Annotated in this window: 21 protein-coding genes and 3 tRNA genes; 17 read left to right on the top strand and 7 right to left on the bottom strand. The window is 54.3% G+C overall.

The genetic code is table 11. The features are described 5' to 3' along the window. Positions 1-125 precede the first annotated feature (125 nt). The 4 genes from pobA (at position 126) to bglJ (ending at position 3,842) form a co-directional block, all read left to right on the top strand. Positions 126-1,310: a 4-hydroxybenzoate 3-monooxygenase gene (gene pobA / locus ACMYSN_RS11575; RefSeq protein ID WP_462498065.1), complete on the top strand. Its 1,185-nt coding sequence runs from the start codon at positions 126-128 to the stop codon at positions 1,308-1,310. Between the two features lie 23 nt (positions 1,311-1,333). Continuing rightward, positions 1,334-2,203 (top strand): helix-turn-helix domain-containing protein, encoded by an 870-nt coding sequence (locus tag ACMYSN_RS11570; RefSeq protein WP_462498064.1) that lies wholly within the window; start codon positions 1,334-1,336, stop codon positions 2,201-2,203. A 263-nt stretch (positions 2,204-2,466) separates the two neighbouring features. Continuing rightward, positions 2,467-3,162 carry a LuxR C-terminal-related transcriptional regulator gene (locus ACMYSN_RS11565; RefSeq protein ID WP_462498063.1) on the top strand — a complete coding sequence of 232 codons (696 nt, stop codon included), beginning with the start codon at positions 2,467-2,469 and terminating at the stop codon, positions 3,160-3,162. Positions 3,163-3,167: 5 nt separating this feature from the next. After that, positions 3,168-3,842: a DNA-binding transcriptional activator BglJ gene (gene bglJ / locus ACMYSN_RS11560; RefSeq protein WP_462498062.1), complete on the top strand. Its 675-nt coding sequence runs from the start codon at positions 3,168-3,170 to the stop codon at positions 3,840-3,842. Positions 3,843-3,857: 15 nt separating this feature from the next. On the opposite strand, the gene ACMYSN_RS11555 is transcribed toward bglJ, so the two are convergent. Next, positions 3,858-4,316, bottom strand: a complete 459-nt coding sequence (locus ACMYSN_RS11555; protein WP_462498061.1) for a YbaK/EbsC family protein — start codon at positions 4,314-4,316, stop codon at positions 3,858-3,860. A 340-nt stretch (positions 4,317-4,656) separates the two neighbouring features. Here ACMYSN_RS11555 and ACMYSN_RS11550 point away from each other — a divergent pair, with 340 nt between their 5' ends. Further along, positions 4,657-6,000, top strand: a complete 1,344-nt coding sequence (locus ACMYSN_RS11550; RefSeq protein WP_462498060.1) for a PTS sugar transporter subunit IIC — start codon at positions 4,657-4,659, stop codon at positions 5,998-6,000. A gap of 42 nt (positions 6,001-6,042) precedes the next feature. On the opposite strand, the gene fhuF is transcribed toward ACMYSN_RS11550, so the two are convergent. Together fhuF and ACMYSN_RS11540 are read right to left on the bottom strand one after the other, a co-directional pair. Continuing rightward, on the bottom strand, positions 6,043-6,831 hold the full coding sequence (gene fhuF, locus ACMYSN_RS11545) for a siderophore-iron reductase FhuF (RefSeq protein ID WP_462498059.1): 789 nt from the start codon (positions 6,829-6,831) through the stop codon (positions 6,043-6,045). Positions 6,832-6,939: 108 nt separating this feature from the next. Beyond that, positions 6,940-7,986: a GGDEF domain-containing protein gene (locus ACMYSN_RS11540; RefSeq protein ID WP_462498248.1), complete on the bottom strand. Its 1,047-nt coding sequence runs from the start codon at positions 7,984-7,986 to the stop codon at positions 6,940-6,942. Positions 7,987-8,245: 259 nt separating this feature from the next. Here ACMYSN_RS11540 and ACMYSN_RS11535 point away from each other — a divergent pair, with 259 nt between their 5' ends. Next, positions 8,246-8,485: a DUF1435 domain-containing protein gene (locus tag ACMYSN_RS11535; RefSeq protein WP_434586444.1), complete on the top strand. Its 240-nt coding sequence runs from the start codon at positions 8,246-8,248 to the stop codon at positions 8,483-8,485. Between the two features lie 20 nt (positions 8,486-8,505). Here ACMYSN_RS11535 and ACMYSN_RS11530 read toward each other — a convergent pair. From ACMYSN_RS11530 to rsmC, 4 genes are all read right to left on the bottom strand, one after another. Beyond that, a tRNA-Leu gene (locus tag ACMYSN_RS11530) sits at positions 8,506-8,591 on the bottom strand. A 31-nt stretch (positions 8,592-8,622) separates the two neighbouring features. Next, positions 8,623-8,708: transfer RNA gene (locus ACMYSN_RS11525), tRNA-Leu, on the bottom strand. Positions 8,709-8,736: 28 nt separating this feature from the next. After that, a tRNA-Leu gene (locus ACMYSN_RS11520) sits at positions 8,737-8,823 on the bottom strand. Positions 8,824-8,991: 168 nt separating this feature from the next. Beyond that, entirely contained in the window at positions 8,992-10,020 is a 1,029-nt protein-coding gene (gene rsmC, locus ACMYSN_RS11515; protein WP_462498058.1) for a 16S rRNA methyltransferase, read from the bottom strand. Positions 10,021-10,167: 147 nt separating this feature from the next. Between rsmC and ACMYSN_RS11510 the strand changes: the two genes are divergently transcribed. From ACMYSN_RS11510 to deoA, 11 genes are all read left to right on the top strand, one after another. Beyond that, a complete protein-coding gene (locus ACMYSN_RS11510) occupies positions 10,168-10,581 on the top strand; it encodes a DNA polymerase III subunit psi (RefSeq protein ID WP_462498057.1) in 414 nt (137 codons plus the stop codon). Then, the gene (gene rimI, locus ACMYSN_RS11505) at positions 10,550-10,996 is read left to right on the top strand and encodes a ribosomal protein S18-alanine N-acetyltransferase (protein WP_154144458.1); all 447 of its coding nucleotides are present in this window, start codon (positions 10,550-10,552) and stop codon (positions 10,994-10,996) included. The genes ACMYSN_RS11510 and rimI overlap by 32 nt, the downstream gene beginning before the upstream one ends. A 33-nt stretch (positions 10,997-11,029) precedes the next feature. After that, complete coding sequence (gene yjjG, locus ACMYSN_RS11500) at positions 11,030-11,707, top strand: pyrimidine 5'-nucleotidase (RefSeq protein ID WP_462498056.1); 678 nt, start codon at positions 11,030-11,032, stop codon at positions 11,705-11,707. A 90-nt stretch (positions 11,708-11,797) separates the two neighbouring features. Beyond that, positions 11,798-13,387, top strand: coding sequence for a peptide chain release factor 3 (gene prfC / locus ACMYSN_RS11495; protein ID WP_154144460.1), 1,590 nt, complete (start codon positions 11,798-11,800; stop codon positions 13,385-13,387). 228 nt (positions 13,388-13,615) lie between these two features. Continuing rightward, positions 13,616-14,227 (top strand): molecular chaperone OsmY, encoded by a 612-nt coding sequence (gene osmY / locus ACMYSN_RS11490; RefSeq protein ID WP_462498247.1) that lies wholly within the window; start codon positions 13,616-13,618, stop codon positions 14,225-14,227. Between the two features lie 246 nt (positions 14,228-14,473). Then, complete coding sequence (locus ACMYSN_RS11485; protein WP_123757608.1) at positions 14,474-14,635, top strand: DUF1328 domain-containing protein; 162 nt, start codon at positions 14,474-14,476, stop codon at positions 14,633-14,635. A gap of 218 nt (positions 14,636-14,853) precedes the next feature. Further along, positions 14,854-15,927, top strand: coding sequence for a patatin-like phospholipase family protein (locus tag ACMYSN_RS11480; protein WP_462498055.1), 1,074 nt, complete (start codon positions 14,854-14,856; stop codon positions 15,925-15,927). Further along, positions 15,924-16,703, top strand: coding sequence for an amidohydrolase family protein (locus ACMYSN_RS11475; RefSeq protein ID WP_462498054.1), 780 nt, complete (start codon positions 15,924-15,926; stop codon positions 16,701-16,703). Before ACMYSN_RS11480 ends, ACMYSN_RS11475 begins: the two co-directional genes overlap by 4 nt. Positions 16,704-16,846: 143 nt before the next feature. Continuing rightward, entirely contained in the window at positions 16,847-18,124 is a 1,278-nt protein-coding gene (locus ACMYSN_RS11470; protein ID WP_123757605.1) for a NupC/NupG family nucleoside CNT transporter, read from the top strand. A gap of 442 nt (positions 18,125-18,566) precedes the next feature. Beyond that, entirely contained in the window at positions 18,567-19,346 is a 780-nt protein-coding gene (deoC, locus tag ACMYSN_RS11465; protein WP_123757604.1) for a deoxyribose-phosphate aldolase, read from the top strand. Positions 19,347-19,402: 56 nt separating this feature from the next. Then, positions 19,403-20,725: a thymidine phosphorylase gene (gene deoA, locus ACMYSN_RS11460; RefSeq protein WP_434666292.1), complete on the top strand. Its 1,323-nt coding sequence runs from the start codon at positions 19,403-19,405 to the stop codon at positions 20,723-20,725. Positions 20,726-20,769: the final 44 nt, after the last annotated feature.

Below are 20,769 nucleotides of genomic sequence, written 5' to 3'. Positions count from 1 at the left end.
AAAGTGCAATTTTTGAACGAATTATGGCCTTCTTTTTCACGTCTGAGTTATCAAAAATGCAGTAAGGAACTTTTATTAAACAAAAAACAAACAAATAATTAACCATCTGAAAGTGAGACAACCCTATGAAAACACAAGTCGCGATTATTGGCGCTGGCCCCTCCGGGCTGCTGTTGGGTCAATTGCTGCATCTTGCCGGCATCCGTACGGTTATCCTCGAGCGGCAAACACCGGAGTACGTGCTGGGGCGTATCCGCGCGGGGATCCTCGAAAGCGGGACCGTCGAATTACTGCGCGAAGCTGGTGTATCACAGCGAATGGATGCGGAAGGCCTGGTGCATCATGGGGTGGAGTTTTTGTTTGAGGGGCAGCGGGTGCCGGTTGCCCTGAGCGAGTTGACCGGGGGAAAAAGCGTGATGGTCTACGGCCAGACCGAAGTGACCCGGGATTTAATGGCGGCGCGTGCTGACAGTGGGGCGCCGATTATTTATGGCGTCAGCGACGTGGTGATTGAAGATGCGAAGAGCGAGCGGCCGTCGATCTCGTATGTCAGCGGCGGAGAGACCTGCCGGCTCGAGTGTGATTTTATCGCCGGTTGCGATGGTTTTCACGGTGTGTCGCGCCAGAGCATTCCGCGCGAGATCCTTAAAGAGTACGAAAGCGTCTGGCCGTTTGGCTGGCTGGGGCTGCTGGCGGATACGCCGCCGGTGAACCCGGAGCTGATTTATGCGCACCATGAGCGCGGGTTTGTGCTTTGTAGTCAGCGCTCACTAACACGCAGCCGCTACTATTTGCAGGTACCGCTGAGCGACAAGGTGGACGCGTGGTCGGACGAACGTTTCTGGGGCGAGCTGAAACGTCGCCTGCCGGACGAGCTGGCTGGCAAGTTAGTGACTGGTCACTCACTTGAGAAGAGCATTGCCCCGCTGCGCAGCTATGTGGTCGAGCCGATGCAATACGGGCGGCTGTTCCTGGTCGGGGATGCGGCCCATATCGTACCGCCCACCGGGGCTAAAGGGCTGAATCTGGCCGCCTCAGATGTCAATTATCTGTGGCGGATCCTGCGCGAATATTACCATCGTGGCCGTGCCGACCTGCTGGAGAGCTATTCTCGTTTTGCCCTCGATCGGGTGTGGAAGGGTGAGCGATTCAGCTGGTTTATGACCCGTCTGCTGCATGACTTCCCGCAGCAGAGCGAGTTCGATAAAAAAATGCAGGCGGCAGATCGCCGTTACTATCTGGGCTCGCGCGCCGGGCTGACCACCATTGCGGAAAACTATGTTGGTCTGCCGATGGAGCGCGTGGCATAGCGTTGAAGACAGCAGGAGTTGCCATGCAGGTTGCGAATAGCGTTCCCGTTTTTACCTTGTATGGCGAAGAGCGCGACTGGCCTACGCCCGACCTGCTGCACTGTGAGTCGATTTTGCAGCGCAGCAGCCTGTATGAGTGGCATATCCGGATGCATCAGCATGCCGGGATGGTGCAGTTGCTGTACCTACATAAGGGCCGGGCTGAAATCGAAATCGAAGGGAGGATAACGGTGATGACCGACGCCTGTATTCAGGTCGTGCCTGCACTGTGCGTTCATGGATTTCGTTTTTCGCCAGGCACTCAGGGCTATGTGTTATCGCTGGCGCTGCCGTTACTCAGCCGGCTTGAAAGCCAGTTTGGCCGCCAGCTTGACGTTCTCAGTCAGCCGCAATGTATCCCTGTTAAACAATCCCGCGGGCACGTGCGCGCGCTGTTTACCGCGTTACGTGAAGAGTATTGCGAAGAGCGGGACGCCCGGGAAATGATGCTGCATTCTCTGCTGGGTACGCTGCTGGTGTGGCTGAACCGGCAGTGCCTGCCGACGCCGGTCGCGGAAGGGAAAGCGGAACGAAAGCGCAGCGTTATGCGCCATTTTTCTCGTCTTATTGAAAGCCATTATCGCGAACATCTGCCGCTGGCGGAGTATGCCCGGCTGGTCGGGCTATCGGCGACCCACCTTAATTATTTATGCCGTGAATTTCATGGCTGTAGCGCGCTGAGCGTTTTGCACCAGCGATTGATGCTGGAAGCGCGGCGTAATCTGCAATATACCACGATGACGGTCACACAACTTTCTGATTATTTAGGGTTTACTGACGTGACTTATTTTTCTCGTTTTTTCCGTCGCTATAGCGGCGTCTCACCAAAAACATTCAGGAGTGAAATTAAATAAAATCAGATACGCGCATCTGAATTAATTATTGCTAATGACATTTTTTATTTTTTCTAATTTATGATTGCTGGCTATTTGTGATAGTGTAATTTGTTGTTAAGGCCAATGATATATTTTTAGTTCCCCACAGTTAAGGATGCACCTGAGCGTAAGGCCGACGTTCACCAGGGGTGATAAAGAATTCACCTGGTAAATAAATTATGGCTGCCAGGCGCCCATCTGTTTTATGCCAGCGTGAATCTTCTACCAAATATGGAGGGTTTATGTTACCAGTACCGGGTAAGTACGGCATTATCATCAGCAAAATACCGGTGATGCAATCTGGGTTGCAAACCATCACTAGCGAATACCTCCCTAATTACATCTTCAGCTATTGCCATTCGCTGGAGATGCTCATGCAATTTCCAGTGTCCCGGGTAACGTTGGTCGTTGTCGATTTATCCGGTGAAATTGAGCTACCGCATGAAATATGTCAGCACTATTATTCTTTAATGGCTCGTTTCAAAGATATTCGTTGGGTCTATATGGTTGGCCGTTCCTGTCACTCTCATGCTCAGACATTGCTGGCAGGTCCAGCAAGCACATTCATCGCCGACAGTGAACCGGTGAGTCGACTGGGTGAAGTGCTCTGCACTGGAGAGGAGATTTGTGTGAGGGCCGATGCTGAGCCAGGGATACATCAGCGGCGGAGCGACGTCGGTGTGAGCGATGTTCCTGTCAGTTGTACGGCGGTGAACGCTCTGACGTTTTCGGAGCGTAAAGTACTACGACTGCTGGCAAAAGGCTGGGGAATTAATCAAATTGCTTCGTTGCTGAAGAAAAGCAATAAGACCATCAGCGCACAAAAGAATAGCGCAATGCGTCGTTTGTCTTTGCGCAGCAATGCGCAAATGTATGCCTGGATTAATAGCGCACAAGGAATAAAAGAGCTGAATGTATACTCAGCTTTGGGAGAGTAGCCGAAATGGGACAACCGAACACCACACGCTGCATTGCCGTGGTCGAACCCTGTGCGATGACGGCAATAGGACTTCGGCATATCCTGAATGAGTACGGTACCGGAAATTATTGTGTTCATTTTTTTAAAAATGTTCACTCATTAAGGCGTACTTTGCGTATTCGGGATATTACCGCGGTTATTTTTTCACTTTCCGGGCAACGCTGGCTTCGGGTTGATAGTCTGCTGTATCTGCGTGATGTCGCTTATTCTCATCCTGAAGTCCGGAGAATTATTTTGGCGAATGACAGTGGGGAGGCTGGCCTAATCAAAAAGCTGACGCCTTCCTGTCTGCACGGGATTATCAATAAAGCGACCTGTCGTGAGGTGTTGCAGCAAGAGTTATTTCTGCTGCTTCCTCAACCCGCTCAACCGGTGGATCAGCCGCTCAATAGCCAGATTGCCGTGTGTCAAATCTTCAGCCCAACCGAGCATAGCATTCTCTGCTATATGACCTATGGCTATTCTCTGCTGGAGATAGCGCTGCAGTTAGGTCGCAACATCAAAACCATTCGCGCCCATAAGTGCAACGCGATGATCAAGTTGGGCATCAGTTCCGATCTGGCTCTGCTGAGCGCCGGTGATATTCTGGTTCATCTCTCGCCAGAAAGCGTTACCAACGCGCATGCTATTGTCGCGTAGTCGGACCGCAAAACGCTACTGGCAGACGTCAACCCAGGTGGCATCCGTCAACTGAGCCATTCTGTCAGGAGAAATGCGGACCGCACTATGAATGGCGCCGGCCGCCGGTAACACTTCCGGGTACTGCTTCAGCGAAATATCGCAATAGATCACCAGCGGGTTTTCCAGCCCGAAAGGGCATACGCCGCCTACCGGATGCCCGGTAAGCGTGACCACTTCATCACTGCTGAGCATCCGTGCTTTCGCGCCGAACGCTTCCTTCAGCTTCTTGTTATCCAGCCGGGCGTCACCGCTCGCGACCACCAGGATCACCTGCTCTTTCACTTTTAAAGATAGGGTCTTCGCAATTTGGCCAGGCTTAACGCGATGTGCCGCGGCCGCGAGTGCGACGGTTGCCGTACTTTGATTGAGTTCGATGATTTCGATATCGGGGGCATGGCTGGCAAAAAACTGCCGCACGGACTGCAGACTCATGGGGATCTCCTGATTCATGTCCGTGCCAATCTGTCACAAGCCTGGCGGAGTGTAAATATTGTCGATGGGTAATCCGGAATTATTCCAATTTCTGGATCTTCTTCACAATCACCGCAACCGGTTACTGTAACCGGTTGCTGTTATTCTCACACGGATGAATACTGAGCGGGTAACTACCCTGTATCACTTATAACAAAAGAGCCGTGTATGAATCGTGCTGATCTGAACAGTATAGCCAATGAGATGGCCGCAGTGGGGAGCCGTTCACAGAACATATTTCATCGCCACGGCAGGATAATCGTTGTTGGGCCTGTGTCTAAAGCCTGTCAGGAGGGCTGCTATGTCTGCTAACCATGCTGCGTTTAATCTGATATTTCGCTTTGTAGAAAATTATATTAGCCCTGTTGCCGGGCGGATCTCATCGCAGCGTCACGTGATGGCGATTCGTGACGGCTTCATCTCGGCGATGCCGTTTATGATTGTCGGCTCGTTCCTGCTGGTGTTTGCTTATCCGCCGTTTTCGCCAGATACCACCTGGGGATTTGCTCGTGCCTGGCTGGATTTAGCGAAAGAGTTTGAAGGGCGTATTCTGACGCCGTTCGATATGACGATGGGCATTATGTCTATCTACATTTGTGCTGCCATCTCCTATAACCTCGGCAAGCACTATGAAAAATCTAATCAGCTCGATCCTTTCATGTGCAGCATGCTGTCAATCATGGCATTCCTGCTGGTGGCGGCGCCAAAAACCAACGGTAACCTGCCGGTGGATAGCCTTGGCGGTACGGGGATCTTTACGGCGATCCTGGTGGCGGTCTACTGCGTTGAAATGATGCGCTTCCTGAAGGCACACAATATCGGTATTCGCCTGCCGGATCAGGTGCCGCCGATGATCAAAAACTCTTTCGACCTGTTGATTCCGGTGCTGGTGGTGGTACTGACCCTGTATCCGCTGAGCCTGTTTATTCAGCATCACTTTGACATGCTGATCCCGCAGGCCATCATGGCTATCTTTAAACCGCTGGTGTCGGCAGCGGATTCATTGCCGGCAATTTTACTGGCGGTACTGATTGGCCACCTGCTGTGGTTCGCCGGGATCCACGGTGCGGCCATTGTTTCTGGCATGCTGCAGATGTTCTGGTTAACAAACCTCGGGATGAACCAGCAGGCGCTGGCGCAAGGTGCACCGCTTCCGCATATCTTTATGGAGGCGTTCTGGACATTCTTCATTGTCATCGGGGGGTCTGGTGCCACCATGGGCCTGGTCTTCTGTTACCTGCGCAGTCGTTCGGCGCACCTGCGATCTATCGGCCGTCTGAGCGTGGTACCCAGCCTGTTTAACATTAACGAGCCGGTTATCTTCGGGACGCCTATCGTCATGAACCCGGTGTTCTTTATTCCGTTCCTGCTGGCGCCGATGGTGAACGCCGTGCTGGCCTGGGCGGCAATGAAGCTGGATCTGATTGGACGGGTAATTTCAGTAGTTCCATGGACCGCGCCGGCACCGATTGGCGGCGCGTGGGCGCTGGGATGGGATTTCCGGGCGGCGATACTGGTGATAGTCCTGGCCTGCGTCTCGGCGATTATCTACTTCCCGTTCTTTAAGGTGTACGAGAAACAGCTGTTAGCGCAGGAAGCTGAAGAAGCGGAACGCGTGGCGCAAGAGAGCCAACAGACCGCGTAATAAAGTTAGCGGGCGGCATTGTCGCCGCCCGCTGCATCGGGATTATTTTAGCGTGCAGTCTCCGCACTGCTGAACGTCTGGCAGGCGGTTACGTTGGCAGCAGGTACGCCGCACCAGTAACCCTTCGCGTAAGATTACCGTCCGCCATAGCGGGTTGTCCTGGCCGTCAGAAAACTGCTTTTCAAAGAAACAGTGCTGGCGAAGGGCGGCAACCTGCTCATCTCCCAACAGCGCTTTCATCTCACCGAGATACCAGTTAATCAGATAGCCGGTATTGCTCCAGATAAGCTTGCCATTGATATTGCCGGTCGCTTCCAGGGCCTGCACCACCGGGTGCAGAGCGCGGACGATCAGCATTTCCATGCGGGCCTGCGGGGAATCTATTCTGGTGGCCGGCTCGGCATGCACGTCAATCCAGAAGCAGGCGGCCCGGCCGGTTTCGTGAAACTCCACGCGGAAGTGTTCCGGCATCAGGCTGATAGCGGTCTTTTCGGTAAGCAGCGCCAGCATCAGCGGCGGCACCAGCAAACCGATATACCACTGCGCCCACAGCGACAGCAGAGGCTTCTGCTCGCGCGGAATTGTCGGTTGATGACGATAGATATGATCGGACCAGGTCGCCAGCAGCGAGCTGAGCGCGCTGGGGGCTGACCACTCGGCCAGCGTTAGCGCGTGATGCGGCGCTTCCTCGTCCAGGCGAAGAAAATCCAGCAAATGGGGGCGTAGGGTGGTGATTTTTTCCCGAATGGCATTCGCCAATGCGCATTCAGCCTGGCGGAACGGCGCCTGCCAGATGATCTCATTGCTGAATGAAAGGGAACGGTAAGCCATCAGATTGCCAGATATTAATCTAAATGATAATGATTAGTGATACTAGTTAGTTGTCTGGATGATGGCAAGCGGTTTGTCTGCGCCGTGTGTACCGGCGCAGCGCGGGAATCAGCTGGCGAGAATAATGTTGCGTCCGAGGCTTTTCGCTTCGTACAGCGCGGTATCGGCTCTTTTCAGCGCGCCATCGATGTCCGTATCAATCAACGGGGTCATGCCGATGCTTATGGTGACGTTGGTGGCGACGCTTTCATTGAACATGTGGGGAATTTTTAAATCATAGACCTGCTGGCGAATGCGCTCCGCGGCCAGCGAGGCGGTTTCTGCGGTGCTGTTGGTCAGCAGGACCATAAATTCCTCTCCGCCAAACCGGGCTACGATGTCACGTGAGCGCACGGCATTGCGGATGGCTGCGGAGACCTGAATCAGCGCCTGATCGCCCATCATATGCCCGTAGTGGTCGTTATAGGCCTTAAAGTGGTCGATATCCAGCAGCAGCACGTGATGGCGCATGTCGTTTGCTGCCAGCATGGCATCCAGTCGATTTTGTAAGCCACGCCGGTTATATAAGCCGGTGAGAGGATCCAACATACTGAGATCGTTCAGCGTGTTACGTTCTTGCAGCAGTTTATCCATCAGTCCCTGGGTAAAAGTATCGCTACGTTTTTGAATCATATTCTGTAGCGTAATACCGGCGATGGGGAGGGCAAAACAGTATAACATCCGCGGCCATTGTGCGGTTTCGGCAAAAAACAGACTAACGATAAACGTAGGTAAAGTGTGTAGCGTAAACGCAATGATATTATTGGGAAAGGCGATAGTGCCAATAAACAATATACTTAATAAGGCAATAACCAAAAAGTTAAATTGCGGTGGCGCTTGTACCAGGGCTTTATCTGCGACGTGCCATGCCCACAACACACCAAATATCAGAGAAATAAAAGAAATATTAATTTTGCGTTGTGAGTACTTCCAGTGCCAAAGCATTAAGGCACTGCTGAACAGCACTATCAGGGTGCAGGGCAGTGTGGATCGCGTGCTGGTAAACAACGGGCTAGCCAACGCAAAAAGCGCAGAAATGAAATTCAACAGCAAAAATAGCCGTAAGGAATATTGATATTTTTTTTCGTAATGCTTTTTCCAGGATTGTGCAGTCATATTGAACGTGTCGCTATTAGCCATAAATTTCAACATGATGGCTGCAAAGAAAGAACGTTAAAAAACGATATACAGAGTAAGGTTTTTGTTAAATTATCAGATGATTTAATGTATTGCTGTTGCCCGTATAATTTATCACCTTCATGAATGTCTGTCATTAGCGCGAACGTAAAGAACCGTGCATCCTGAATGTCATAACATGACAAATGATAAATATTATCATATGATATTAGTTATCATTATCGTCTTGGGGTGGGGCATGTTACAGCGAACTTTAGGCAGTGGATGGGGAGTGCTGCTTCCTGGCGTACTGATTGCTGTTCTGGGATTTGCCGATCTGTCGGCAGATGCCTGGCGTGGGCTGGTGACGGTCGGGTTATTATTGTCGGCATTGATGATCTGGCACCGTCAATTGCGCCACTTTATCTTGCTGCCATCTTGTGTCGCGTTGATCAGCGGGATAATGCTGATGACGTTGAATTTAAAGCTGATGGGATAATTCTGGAAGGTTAAGAATAGTGGTGCGAGGGGGGGGACTCGAACCCCCACATCCTAAGGACACTAACACCTGAAGCTAGCGCGTCTACCAATTCCGCCACCTTCGCACAGTATTCTTAATTGTTGATATCGCCTCGTTGGTGCGAGGGGGGGGACTCGAACCCCCACATCCTAAGGACACTAACACCTGAAGCTAGCGCGTCTACCAATTCCGCCACCTTCGCACAGTGCGAGCGATATCTATGTGGTATATGGTGCGAGGGGGGGGACTTGAACCCCCACGTCCGTAAGGACACTAACACCTGAAGCTAGCGCGTCTACCAATTCCGCCACCGTCGCATACCATCGATACTCAGAAAGTATCGTTACCACGGAGGCGCATTCTAGTGGTTTTCAACTATTCGTCAATAGTTAATTGTGTAGCGCGGATTGATTGTTGCAAAAATGGCCGAGCGGGGCGGGAAGTGACGGCGGCATGGTGACCCAGCCGCCGATGTGTGCAAGGAACTACTTTTTCGCCTGACGAGTCATGACGGTACGGTAAACCTTAAAGCGGCCGGTCTGGGCAATGACTTCATGGAAGCCGAAGATCTCATCCAGCACATCCGGATACGGCAGGAAGGCGTTGGCAACAATACGCAGTTCGCCGCCGCTGCTCAGATGACGTACCGCCCCGCGAATTAGCGCTTGTGCCGCTTCCTGGCTGGTTTGCAGGCCATCATGGAACGGTGGGTTGGAGATGATCATGTCGAAACGACCGTTCACTTCCGAGAACACGTTACTGGCGAAGACTTCGCCCTCAATGCCGTTGGCGGCAAGGGTTGCACGGCTGGCTTCGACCGCTGGCGCGCTGGCGTCACAGAGCGTCAGGCGCACTTTCGGGGAATGGCTGGCCAGCACGGTTGCCAGGACACCCGCGCCGCAGCCGACATCGAGCACTTTTCCTTTGGTATGCGGCGTCAGGGTGGAGAGCAGCAGCTGGCTGCCGATATCCAGCCCGTCACGGCTGAATACGGCAGGCAGGGTTTTGATCGTCAGGTTTTCCAGCGGGTATTCACCCCAGTACTGCTCTGGATCGAAGGCCGGCTGCTTTTCCAGACGCCCGTGATACAGCCCGCAGCGGCGCGCGCTGTCGATTTTGGTCAAGGGGACGTATTCGGCCAGCATCTGTTCGGCACTGCGAACGCCGCTGCGGTTTTCTCCGACCACGAAAACATCGGTACCTACCGGCAGCAGTGAAAGCAGGTTCATAAGCTGGAACTGTGCTTCGGGCTTGTTTTTCGGCCAGTAGTAAATCAGCGTATCGCAATCGGCCGCGTCTTCGGCTTGCGCGACCAGGCTAAAGCGGGCGTTATCTCCCATCTGACCATTCAGGACCTGCCAGTGGTGAAATTGTTGGGTGTGGGCACGGCTGGCTGCGGTGTCCAGACGTGCTGGCAGGTCATCCTGCAGGTCACCGGCAAACAGAACGCGTGCGGGTTCGAAATCATCACTGTGGCGCAGCAAGACTTCACTTGCCGGGGTAAAAGCAGACATGAAACACTCCTTCATTAAGACTGGCGCCGATTATACACGTTATCCTTAACGCTGCCTCTTTGTTGGCGTGCGCGATGTACGTTGTTTGTTGGCGCAGATACGACGAATTTGCTATATTGCGCGCTTGATTAACAGGAGTGTTTCGCTATGACTTCCCGACGAGACTGGCAATTACAGCAGCTGGGTATTACCCAGTGGTCGCTGCGTCGCCCCGGGGCGTTGCAGGGCGAAATCGCTATCTCGCTTCCCGGGCATATTCGGTTGGTGATGGTGGCAGACCCAATGCCGTCATTAACGGAACCGTTAATCAGCGATATTTTACGGGCCCTGGCGCTGACGCCGGATCAGGTGCTGCAACTTGCCCCCGATCGCGTCGCTATGCTGCCGCAGGATAGTCGCTGCAACAGCTGGCGGCTGGGCACCGATACGCCGTTGCTGCTGGCGGGCGCACAGGTCGCCACGCCTGCTTTTGATGAACTCCAGACCAGCGTGCCTGCCCGAATGGCGCTCTGGCAACAAATCTGCGCACATGAACACGATTTCTACCCTCAACACGGCTGATTTGCCCCGTGCCTGGCAAATAGAACAACGCGCCCACGCTTTTCCGTGGAGTGAACAAACCTTTGCCAGTAACCAGGGTGAGCGCTATCTCAATCTTCAACTGACGGTTGATGGCGAGATGGCCGCCTTCGCGATTACGCAAATTGTGCTGGACGAGGCGACGCTGTTTAACATTGCCGTCGATCCGGCTTTCCAGCGACGTGGCCTTGGGCGCGCGTTGCTGGAGCGGGTTATTGATGAGGTCGAACAGCGTGGCGTCGTGACGTTATGGCTCGAAGTCCGGGCCTCCAACGCGGCCGCCATTGCGCTGTACGAGGATATCGGTTTTAACGAGGCAACCATTCGTCGCAACTATTACCCCACGGCCGACGGGCGTGAGGATGCGATCATTATGGCGCTGCCAATCAGTATGTAATGGCCTGCGGGCGAGTAATGACAGGGTGATACGATGAAGTGGGACTGGATTTTCTTTGATGCCGACGAAACGCTGTTTACGTTTGACGCTTTCAGTGGTTTACAGCGGATGTTTCTCGACTATTGCGTGACGTTTAGCGCCGAAGATTTTCAGGACTACCAGGCCGTGAATAAGCCGCTGTGGGTGGATTATCAAAACGGAGCTATCACCGCATCCCAGCTACAGCATCAGCGTTTTGATAACTGGGCCGAGCGCCTCAGCGTGCCGCCGGGTGAGCTCAACGACGCCTTTATGAATGCGATGGCCGAGATCTGCTCGCCGCTGCCAGGGGCGGTATCGCTGCTGAACGCGCTGCACGGCAAGGTGAAAATGGGCATCATCACCAACGGATTTACGTCGTTGCAGCAAATCCGCCTGGAACGTACCGGTTTAGGTCATCACTTTGATTTACTGGTTATTTCTGAAGAAGTCGGCGTAGCTAAGCCCGATGCGCGTATTTTTGACTACGCGCTAGCGCAGGCGGGCAATCCCGATCGTTCTCACGTGCTGATGGTGGGGGATACGGCAGAGTCGGATATTCGCGGCGGCGTCAACGCCGGCCTGGCGACCTGCTGGCTGAATGCTCATCAGCGCGAATTGCCTGCGGACCTCCAGCCTGACTGGACGGTAACCTCGTTAAGCGAACTGGAGCAGCTCCTGTGTAAACACTGATTGCCTCCCCCCCGTTGATGGGTAAAATAGCCGCAATTTTGTATTCCACATGCGTGGCCCGTTGGCCGCGTTTACTAAGAAGATTGAATTATGACGTTGTCTCCTTATTTGCAAGAGGTGGCTAAACGCCGCACTTTTGCCATTATTTCTCACCCGGATGCCGGTAAAACGACCATTACTGAGAAAGTGCTGCTGTTCGGACAGGCGATTCAGACCGCCGGTACGGTAAAAGGCCGCGGCTCCAGCCAGCATGCAAAATCAGACTGGATGGAGATGGAAAAGCAGCGTGGTATCTCGATTACCACCTCGGTGATGCAGTTCCCGTATCACGACAGTCTGGTGAACTTGCTGGACACCCCGGGCCACGAAGACTTCTCCGAAGATACCTACCGTACCCTGACGGCAGTGGACTGCTGTCTGATGGTTATCGATGCGGCAAAAGGCGTTGAAGATCGTACCCGTAAGCTGATGGAAGTTACCCGTCTGCGCGACACGCCGATTCTGACGTTTATGAACAAACTCGACCGTGACATCCGCGACCCGATGGAGCTGCTGGACGAAGTTGAGAACGAGCTGCGGATTGCCTGCGCGCCGATCACCTGGCCGATTGGCTGCGGTAAGCTGTTTAAGGGCGTCTACCATCTGTATAAAGATGAAACCTACCTCTATCAGACCGGTAAAGGCCACACCATCCAGGAAGTGCGGATCGTCAAAGGGCTGAATAACCCGGAACTCGATACGGCGGTGGGAGAGGATCTGGCACAGCAGCTGCGCGACGAGCTGGAGCTGGTGCAGGGTGCGTCAAACGAATTTGATAAAGAGCTGTTCCTTGCCGGTGAAATTACGCCGGTCTTCTTTGGTACCGCTCTGGGCAACTTCGGTGTAGATCACATGCTGGACGGTCTGGTGGAGTGGGCGCCAGCGCCGATGCCGCGTAAAACCGACACCCGTGTTGTGACGGCAGAAGAAGAGAAATTTACCGGCTTCGTCTTTAAGATCCAGGCCAACATGGACCCGAAACACCGTGACCGCGTGGCCTTTATGCGCGTGGTCTCCGGGAAGTATGAAAAAGGCATGAAGTTGCGCCAGGTGCGTACCGGTAAAGACGTGGTGATTTCCGACGCGCTGACCTTTATGGCGGGCGACCGTTCGCACGTGGAAGAAGCCTGGCCTGGCGATATCATCGGCTTGCACAACCACGGCACCATTCAGATCGGCGATACCTTTACCCAGGGCGAAACGATGAAGTTCACCGGTATCCCGAACTTCGCGCCGGAACTGTTCCGTCGTATTCGTCTGAAGGATCCGTTGAAGCAGAAACAGCTGCTGAAAGGGCTGGTACAGCTTTCAGAAGAGGGCGCGGTGCAGGTCTTCCGTCCGATTGCCAATAACGACCTGATCGTTGGCGCGGTGGGCGTGCTGCAGTTTGATGTGGTCGTGGCCCGACTGAAAAGCGAGTACAACGTCGAAGCGATTTACGAGTCCGTAAACGTGGCGACCGCGCGTTGGGTGGAATCCACCGACGTGAAGAAATTTGAGGAATTTAAGCGTAAAAACGAAATTCAGCTGGCCCTGGATGGCGGTGATAACCTGACCTATATCGCCCCAACCATGGTGAACCTGAATCTGACTCAGGAACGTTATCCTGAAGTTCTGTTCCGTAAAACCCGCGAGCACTAATCCCTCCCGGAGCGCGGTGTTCGCCGCGCTCCACGCTATTTTTTCTCGTTAATTTTCCCCGGTTTGCGTTATAGAAAGTTCTTAAAGATCCGCCTTGCCGTGATTTTTTGTGCATATTTTCCGCCTCCCTCATCACCTTCTACTATATTTAATAAGTAATTTTTAAGATTCTGGCTTAATACGCTACTTATTTAGCTTTACCCATATAGAAATAACGAGGACATGATGATGACAAGACTAAAGAATGCCGGAGCGCTGGCGGCTCTCTTCTTAGGCTCAGCCATGATAAGTGTCTCGGCATATGCAGAAAACTCAACGACAGACAGTGCAAAATCGGTAGCTAACAGCGCCGGTCAGGCGGTTGACAGCTCACTGAATAAAGTCGGCGACTTTATGGATGACAGCACCATCACCGCCCGGGTAAAAGCGGCGCTGATTGACGATAAAAGTATTAGCAGTGCCGGTATCTCCGTGAAAACGGAGAATAAAGTGGTGACCTTAAGCGGCTCAGTAGACAGCACTGCCCAGAAGGAGCAGGCGCTGAGCGTGGCGAAAAACGTCAAAGGCGTTACTACTGTTACCGACAAGCTGAGCGTCAGTGAAGAGCAGTCCGCTAGCCTGAAAGGGTATGCCGGCGACACCGCTATCACCAGTCAAATCAAAGCGAAACTGTTGGCGGATGACATGGTGCCATCGCGAAACATCACGGTGGAAACCAGTGACGGCGTGGTGCAGTTATCCGGCAGCGTAGAAACTCGCCAGCAGGCGGATCGCGCAGCGGATATTGCGAAAGCCATTTCCGGCGTGAAAAGCGTCGAAAATAATCTCAGCGTTAAATAAACCATTCACTTAATAATGTTATAGCCATTTTTATCTCCAGGTTCTGCATTACGGACGAGCGGTACACGGGAATATTTCCGGGGGCGCCTTGGCGCGATTAACCCGGAAAAACGGATACCGCTTTGATGGCCGTAATATGAAGTATGGCGAGCAGCCGTTGAATAAAAAGAGCACGACAGGGTTGATACCCGCGCGTCTTCAGCGTGTGGCAATGCAACCGTTACTCACTATGGTAAGGAGTAGACTATGTTTCGATGGGGCATTATTTTTCTGGTCATCGCACTGATTGCCGCAGCGTTAGGATTTGGTAGCCTGGCAGGTACAGCAGCCTGGGCGGCGAAAATCGTCTTCGTCGTCGGTATTATTCTGTTCCTGATCAGCCTGTTTACCGGGCGCAAGCGTCCATAGCAAGCGTGTTTTCCCTGCCGCATAACCGGCGAAACGCCGTTGCATGACATAGCGTTTTACATAAAGCCAGTCCTCAGGACTGGCTTTCGTGCTTTCTGGGGGGTAATAATTGCAGAACTCCTGGCGATGATCGCAGGCCAGGCAGGTTGTCGCGCTGGCGGCTTGTAGCGTAGTGGATCATTTTTGCGCTTTTAGAATAAACAGAACAGGAAAGCAGGGTGGGGCATCGAATTCCCGTAACGCTTGGCAATATCACGCCGTTATCCGTAGAACCGTTTCGACCGGGCAAACTTGGCCTGGTGTGTGAGGGTGGCGGTCAGCGGGGTATTTTTACCGCCGGGGTGCTGGATGAGTTCATGCGCGCCGGGTTTAACCCCTTCGATATAATGCTGGGGACCTCCGCCGGAGCGCAGAACCTGTCGGCCTATATCTGCAACCAGCAGGGCTATGCCCGCAAGGTGATCACGCGCTATACCACCGCCCGTGAGTTTTTCGATCCGATGCGTTTTGTTCGTGGCGGCAACCTGATTGACCTCGACTGGCTGCTGGAGGTGACGGCACAGAAAATGCCGCTGGCGATGGATTACGCGCTGGAGCGGTTCGCCCAGGGCAAGGAACTGTGGCTGTGTGCCTGTCGTGGCGATGATTACACGGCCAGCTACTTCTCCCCGACGCAGACCACCTGGCTCGATCTGATCCGCGCCTCGAGCGCGATTCCCGGTTTTTACCGTAGCGGCGTCACCCTGGACGGCATCAGCTATCTGGATGGCGGCGTCAGCGATCCTATTCCCGTTCAGGAAGCCGCCCGTCGCGGGGCGCAAACCATTGTGGTGATCCGCACGGTTCCCTCGCAGATGTACTACACCCCGCAATGGTTTAAACGAATGGAACGCTGGTTGGGGGAAAGTAGCCTGCAGCCGTTGGTGAATCTGGTGCAGCATCATGAGGCGACCTACCGCGCCACCCAACAGTTTATCGAGACGCCGCCGGGTAAGCTGCGGATCCTCGAAATCTTCCCGCCCAAACCGCTAAAAAGCATGGCATTGGGCAGCCGGTTACCGGCGCTGCGGGATGACTACAAGACCGGGCGCCAGTGCGGCCGCTATTTTCTGGCGACGGTGGGCAAACTGCTTGCCGACAGCCCGCCACTGGTGCGTCATCTGCCACGTGTCACCCAGCCGACGGCGGTGGTTGTGCCGCCAGCCGCGGTGGCCAACGATCCGCAGCCGGCTACTTTTATCGCCACCGGGCAGGCCAATGATGCCCGCTTCGATAACGAGGACCTGGCATGACGCTGCAGTTTGTTGATACCCATTGTCATTTTGATTTTCCCCCCTTTAGCGGGAATGAAACCGACAGCATTGCCAGGGCGGCGCAAGCAGGGGTCACGCGGATTATCGTTCCGGCCATTGAGGCGGACCATTTCCATCGCGTGCTGGCGCTGGCGGAGCAGCATACGGCGCTGTATGCCGCCGTTGGGCTGCATCCCATCGTCATTGAACGGCACGATGCGCAGAGCCTTGAACAGCTCGAAAACTGCCTGCAAGCGCGTCACCACAAATTGGTGGCGGTGGGGGAAATCGGCCTCGATCTGTATCGTGAAGACCCGCAGTTTGACCGCCAGGTGCAGATCCTTGAGGCGCAACTGCGGCTGGCGAAGCGTTACGATCTGCCGGTGATCCTTCATTCCCGTCGCACCCACGATAAGCTGGCGATGCTGCTGAAAAAACACGCTCTGCCGCGGACCGGAGTGGTCCACGGGTTTGCGGGCAGCCTGCAGCAGGCGGAACGTTTCGTGCAGTCCGGCTACAAAATCGGTGTCGGAGGGACCATTACCTATCCGCGTGCCAGTAAGACCCGGGAGGTGATGGCGCGGCTGCCGCTGTCGGCGCTGCTGCTGGAAACGGATGCCCCGGATATGCCGCTCAATGGTTTTCAGGGGGAGCCTAACCGCCCTGAACAGGCGGCACGGGTGTTTACCGTCCTGTGCGAGCTCCGCCGCGAGCCGCCAGAGGTCATCGCGCAGGCCTTGCTCGACAATACCACCGCGCTGTTTACCCTGGCGTAAATCCCTTTTGGTGATGCGAGTCTCATTCTTGCCTTTTTATCTCATTGTTTTGCTTTAAAACTGAGAGTTAAGGCAAGAAAGATAGTTTCATGCCGTTATAATCCTGTTTTTAGTGCTGAACTATCAATACACAGGGACTCTGTATGCAAATCATCATGGGACTTATCGGCATGGTAGTGCTGTTAGCTATTGCCGTGCTCCTCTCCAATAACCGAAAAGCGATTAACCTGCGCACCGTCTTTGGCGCCTGGATGATTCAGGTGGGGATCGGGGCGTTAGTGCTCTATGTTCCTGCCGGGCGCAAGGTGCTGCTGGCGATGTCCGAAGGCGTCGCCAACGTGATTGCCTATGGCAATGAAGGTATCGGCTTTATCTTCGGCGGTCTGGTCTCCGACAAGATGTTTGAAGTCTTTGGCGGCGGCGGGTTTGTCTTCGCGCTGCGCGTCCTGCCGGTTATCGTCTTTTTCTCCTCGCTGATTGCCGTGCTCTACTATCTGGGCATTATGCAGTTTGTTATCCGCATCCTTGGTGGCTCGCTGCGTGCGGTTTTAAAAACCTCGCGTACGGAATCCCTGTCCGCGACGGCGAATATCTTCGTCGGGCAGACAGAAGCGCCGCTGGTGGTGCGTCCCTATATCGCGACCATGACCCGCTCTGAACTCTTTGCGGTGATGTGCGGTGGTCTGGCGTCGGTGGCCGGTTCGGTGCTGGCCGGCTATGCCCAGATGGGCGTGCCGCTCGAGTATCTGATTGCCGCCTCCTTTATGGCGGCGCCGGGTGGCTTGCTGTTTGCCAAAATTATCGTGCCGGAAACCGAGACCCCAGACGACCGACCTTCCCGCGATAAAAACGTTGCGGATCCGGACGCCCCGGCAAACGTACTGGATGCGGCAGCATCCGGCGCGGCCTCCGGCATGCAGTTAGCCCTGAACGTCGGCGCCATGTTGCTGGCTTTCATCGCGCTGATTGCGCTGCTTAACGGTATCCTGTCGGGCGTCGGCGGCTGGTTTAATCATCCGGATCTGTCGCTGCAGATGATCCTCGGCTGGGTCTTCTCACCGCTGGCGTGGGTGATTGGCGTGCCATGGCATGAGGCCAATGTCGCCGGTTCCTTTATCGGTCAGAAGCTGATTATTAACGAGTTTGTGGCCTATATGAACTTTGGCGAGTACCTGAAAGCCGATGCCGATGTTGCGGCGGCGGGCCTGCAGGTGATTTCGGCCCAGACCAAAGCCATCATCTCCTTTGCGCTGTGCGGGTTTGCCAACCTGTCGTCTATCGCGATTTTGATCGGCGGGCTGGGCGGCATGGCGCCGAACCGTCGTCAGGAGATCGCACAGCTTGGCTTGCGTGCCGTGGCCGCAGGTACGCTCTCCAATCTGATGAGCGCCACCATCGCCGGGGTGTTCCTCGCCCTGTAGTGAGGTTACCGGCATCGTGCCGGTAGCCATACCGGCGGCAATGTGCCGCCGGTTCCTCTTCTCTGTGTGATAATTCCATCACTTCTGGCCGTGAAATAAAATCGATTACTTTCAATACCTAAGTCTGTTTATGGCGATTTATTATGCGATGAATGTTGGTTGTGGTCGAGATCTCTCACATCTTTATGTTATTATAATAACATCATCACGCGATGAGGAATTCTGGTTATGCTTAAAGCAGACTTAAAGAAAACCTGTCGCTCGCAGGAGAGATGCTGCGCTTGTTTAAGTGATGAATGTCACATTAAAGTAATGCAAATTCGCAATGAGTTTTCATTAACTGTGATGGATGTCGAAGTGTAACCGCGAGGCGATGTTACAATAGTAACAGACTCGCAAGGTGAACAAACCATTGAACGGCACTACGCCCTCGGAGTATGAAATGACCGATTTATCTGCAAGCAGCCTGCGCGCGTTGAAACTGATGGACCTGACTACGCTGAATGACGATGACACCAATGAAAAGGTGATCGCGCTGTGCCATCAGGCGAAAACGCCGGTAGGAAATACTGCCGCTATCTGTATTTATCCGCGCTTTATCCCTATTGCCCGTAAAACGCTGAACGAGCAGGGTACCCCGGACATCCGCATTGCGACGGTAACCAACTTCCCGCACGGTAACGATGATATCGATATCGCGCTGGCAGAAACCCGCGCGGCTATCGCCTACGGCGCGGACGAAGTTGACGTGGTCTTCCCGTATCGTGCGCTGATCGCCGGTAACGAGCAGATCGGTTTCGATCTGGTTAAAGCCTGTAAAGACGCTTGTGCAGCGGCGAACGTACTGCTGAAAGTGATCATCGAAACCGGTGAGCTGAAAGAAGAAGCGTTAATCCGTAAAGCCTCTGAAATTTCTATCAAAGCGGGTGCGGATTTCATCAAAACCTCTACCGGTAAAGTGCCGGTTAACGCCACGCCGGAAAGCGCACGCATCATGCTGGAAGTGATCCGCGATATGGGCGTTCAGAAAACCGTTGGTTTTAAACCTGCGGGCGGTGTGCGCAGCGCCGAAGACGCACAACAGTTCCTGGCGATTGCCGACGAACTGTTTGGTGCAGACTGGGCTGATTCTCGCCACTACCGTTTTGGCGCATCCAGCCTGTTGGCCAGCCTGTTGAAAGCGCTGGGCCACGGCGATGGTAAGAGCGCAAGCGCATATTAATTCTCCTTTCGCGGCGGGTTTTCCGCCGCACTTAACCTGATTCCTCGGGGGGTACCGTGTTTCTCGCACAAGAAATTATTCGTAAAAAACGCGATGGTCACGCGCTGAGCGATGAAGAAATCCGTTTCTTTATCAACGGCATTCGTGATAACACCGTGTCGGAAGGGCAGATTGCCGCCCTGGCGATGACCATTTTCTTCCATGATATGAGCATGCCGGAACGCGTCTCGCTGACCATGGCGATGCGGGACTCCGGAACCGTCCTCGACTGGAAAAGCCTGAACCTGAACGGCCCGATTGTGGATAAACACTCCACCGGCGGCGTTGGTGACGTAACATCACTGATGCTGGGCCCGATGGTGGCGGCGTGCGGCGGCTATGTGCCGATGATTTCCGGGCGTGGTCTGGGCCATACCGGGGGCACGCTCGACAAACTGGAAGCCATTCCTGGCTTCGATATCTTCCCGGATGACGCGCGTTTCCGCGACATTATTAAAGACGTTGGCGTTGCGATTATTGGGCAGACCAGCTCGCTGGCGCCGGCCGACAAACGTTTTTATGCCACCCGCGATATTACCGCGACGGTGGATTCTATCCCGCTCATCACCGCCTCTATTCTGGCGAAGAAACTGGCGGAAGGCCTGGATGCGCTGGTGATGGATGTGAAAGTCGGCAGCGGTGCGTTTATGCCGACCTATGAACTCTCGGCGGCGCTTGCCGAAGCGATCGTTGGCGTCTCCAACGGCGCAGGCGTGCGCACCACCGCGCTGCTGACCGATATGAATCAGGTGTTGGCATCCAGCGCTGGCAACGCGGTCGAAGTTCGCGAAGCGGTACAGTTCCTGACCGGTGAATACCGTAATCCGCGGCTGTTTGATGTGACCATGGCGCTGTGCGTCGAAATGCTGATCTCCGGCAAGCTGGCCCAGGATGACGCCGACGCGCGGGCGAAACTGCAGGCGGTGCTGGACAACGGCAAGGCGGCAGAGGTCTTTGGCCGTATGGTTGCCGCCCAGAAAGGGCCGAACGATTTCGTTGAAAACTATGCGAAATACCTGCCAACCGCGATGCTGAGCAAAGCGGTCTACGCCGATGGTGAAGGGTTTGTGGCCGAAATGGACACCCGTGCGCTGGGAATGGCCGTGGTCTCGATGGGCGGCGGTCGTCGTCAGGCGTCTGACCTGATTGACTACAGCGTCGGCTTTACCGATATGGCTCGTCTGGGCGACAGCATCGACGGACAGCGACCGCTGGCGGTGATCCACGCGAAAGACGAAAGCAGCTGGCAGGAAGCTGCCAAAGCCGTAAAAGCGGCAATTAAACTAGACGATACGGCACCGAAAGAAACCCCGACGGTCTATCGCCGAATCACCGAATAGCGGTATACTGATCTGATCGCTTTTTTGCAGCGCAAAAGGTACGG

Origin of the sequence: Klebsiella sp. R445, assembly GCF_051131755.1 — a bacterium.
Lineage (GTDB): Bacteria > Pseudomonadota > Gammaproteobacteria > Enterobacterales > Enterobacteriaceae > Klebsiella > Klebsiella lignicola.
This window is presented reverse-complemented; position numbering and strand designations above follow the sequence as displayed.

What these genes read in the sequence shown, in the direction of transcription:
- prfC (WP_154144460.1), top strand. Translation starts at nt 11,798, where the DNA reads ATGACGTTGTCTCCTTATTTGCAAGAGGTGGCTAAACGCCGCACTTTT.
- ACMYSN_RS11565 (WP_462498063.1), top strand. Translation starts at nt 2,467, where the DNA reads ATGTTACCAGTACCGGGTAAGTACGGCATTATCATCAGCAAAATACCG.
- ACMYSN_RS11535 (WP_434586444.1), top strand. Translation starts at nt 8,246, where the DNA reads ATGTTACAGCGAACTTTAGGCAGTGGATGGGGAGTGCTGCTTCCTGGC.
- bglJ (WP_462498062.1), top strand. Translation starts at nt 3,168, where the DNA reads ATGGGACAACCGAACACCACACGCTGCATTGCCGTGGTCGAACCCTGT.
- rimI (WP_154144458.1), top strand. Translation starts at nt 10,550, where the DNA reads ATGAACACGATTTCTACCCTCAACACGGCTGATTTGCCCCGTGCCTGG.
- ACMYSN_RS11510 (WP_462498057.1), top strand. Translation starts at nt 10,168, where the DNA reads ATGACTTCCCGACGAGACTGGCAATTACAGCAGCTGGGTATTACCCAG.
- deoC (WP_123757604.1), top strand. Translation starts at nt 18,567, where the DNA reads ATGACCGATTTATCTGCAAGCAGCCTGCGCGCGTTGAAACTGATGGAC.
- ACMYSN_RS11470 (WP_123757605.1), top strand. Translation starts at nt 16,847, where the DNA reads ATGCAAATCATCATGGGACTTATCGGCATGGTAGTGCTGTTAGCTATT.
- ACMYSN_RS11475 (WP_462498054.1), top strand. Translation starts at nt 15,924, where the DNA reads ATGACGCTGCAGTTTGTTGATACCCATTGTCATTTTGATTTTCCCCCC.
- fhuF (WP_462498059.1), bottom strand. Translation starts at nt 6,831, where the DNA reads ATGGCTTACCGTTCCCTTTCATTCAGCAATGAGATCATCTGGCAGGCG.
- pobA (WP_462498065.1), top strand. Translation starts at nt 126, where the DNA reads ATGAAAACACAAGTCGCGATTATTGGCGCTGGCCCCTCCGGGCTGCTG.
- osmY (WP_462498247.1), top strand. Translation starts at nt 13,616, where the DNA reads ATGACAAGACTAAAGAATGCCGGAGCGCTGGCGGCTCTCTTCTTAGGC.
- ACMYSN_RS11550 (WP_462498060.1), top strand. Translation starts at nt 4,657, where the DNA reads ATGTCTGCTAACCATGCTGCGTTTAATCTGATATTTCGCTTTGTAGAA.
- yjjG (WP_462498056.1), top strand. Translation starts at nt 11,030, where the DNA reads ATGAAGTGGGACTGGATTTTCTTTGATGCCGACGAAACGCTGTTTACG.
- ACMYSN_RS11570 (WP_462498064.1), top strand. Translation starts at nt 1,334, where the DNA reads ATGCAGGTTGCGAATAGCGTTCCCGTTTTTACCTTGTATGGCGAAGAG.
- rsmC (WP_462498058.1), bottom strand. Translation starts at nt 10,020, where the DNA reads ATGTCTGCTTTTACCCCGGCAAGTGAAGTCTTGCTGCGCCACAGTGAT.
- ACMYSN_RS11555 (WP_462498061.1), bottom strand. Translation starts at nt 4,316, where the DNA reads ATGAGTCTGCAGTCCGTGCGGCAGTTTTTTGCCAGCCATGCCCCCGAT.
- ACMYSN_RS11485 (WP_123757608.1), top strand. Translation starts at nt 14,474, where the DNA reads ATGTTTCGATGGGGCATTATTTTTCTGGTCATCGCACTGATTGCCGCA.
- ACMYSN_RS11540 (WP_462498248.1), bottom strand. Translation starts at nt 7,986, where the DNA reads ATGACTGCACAATCCTGGAAAAAGCATTACGAAAAAAAATATCAATAT.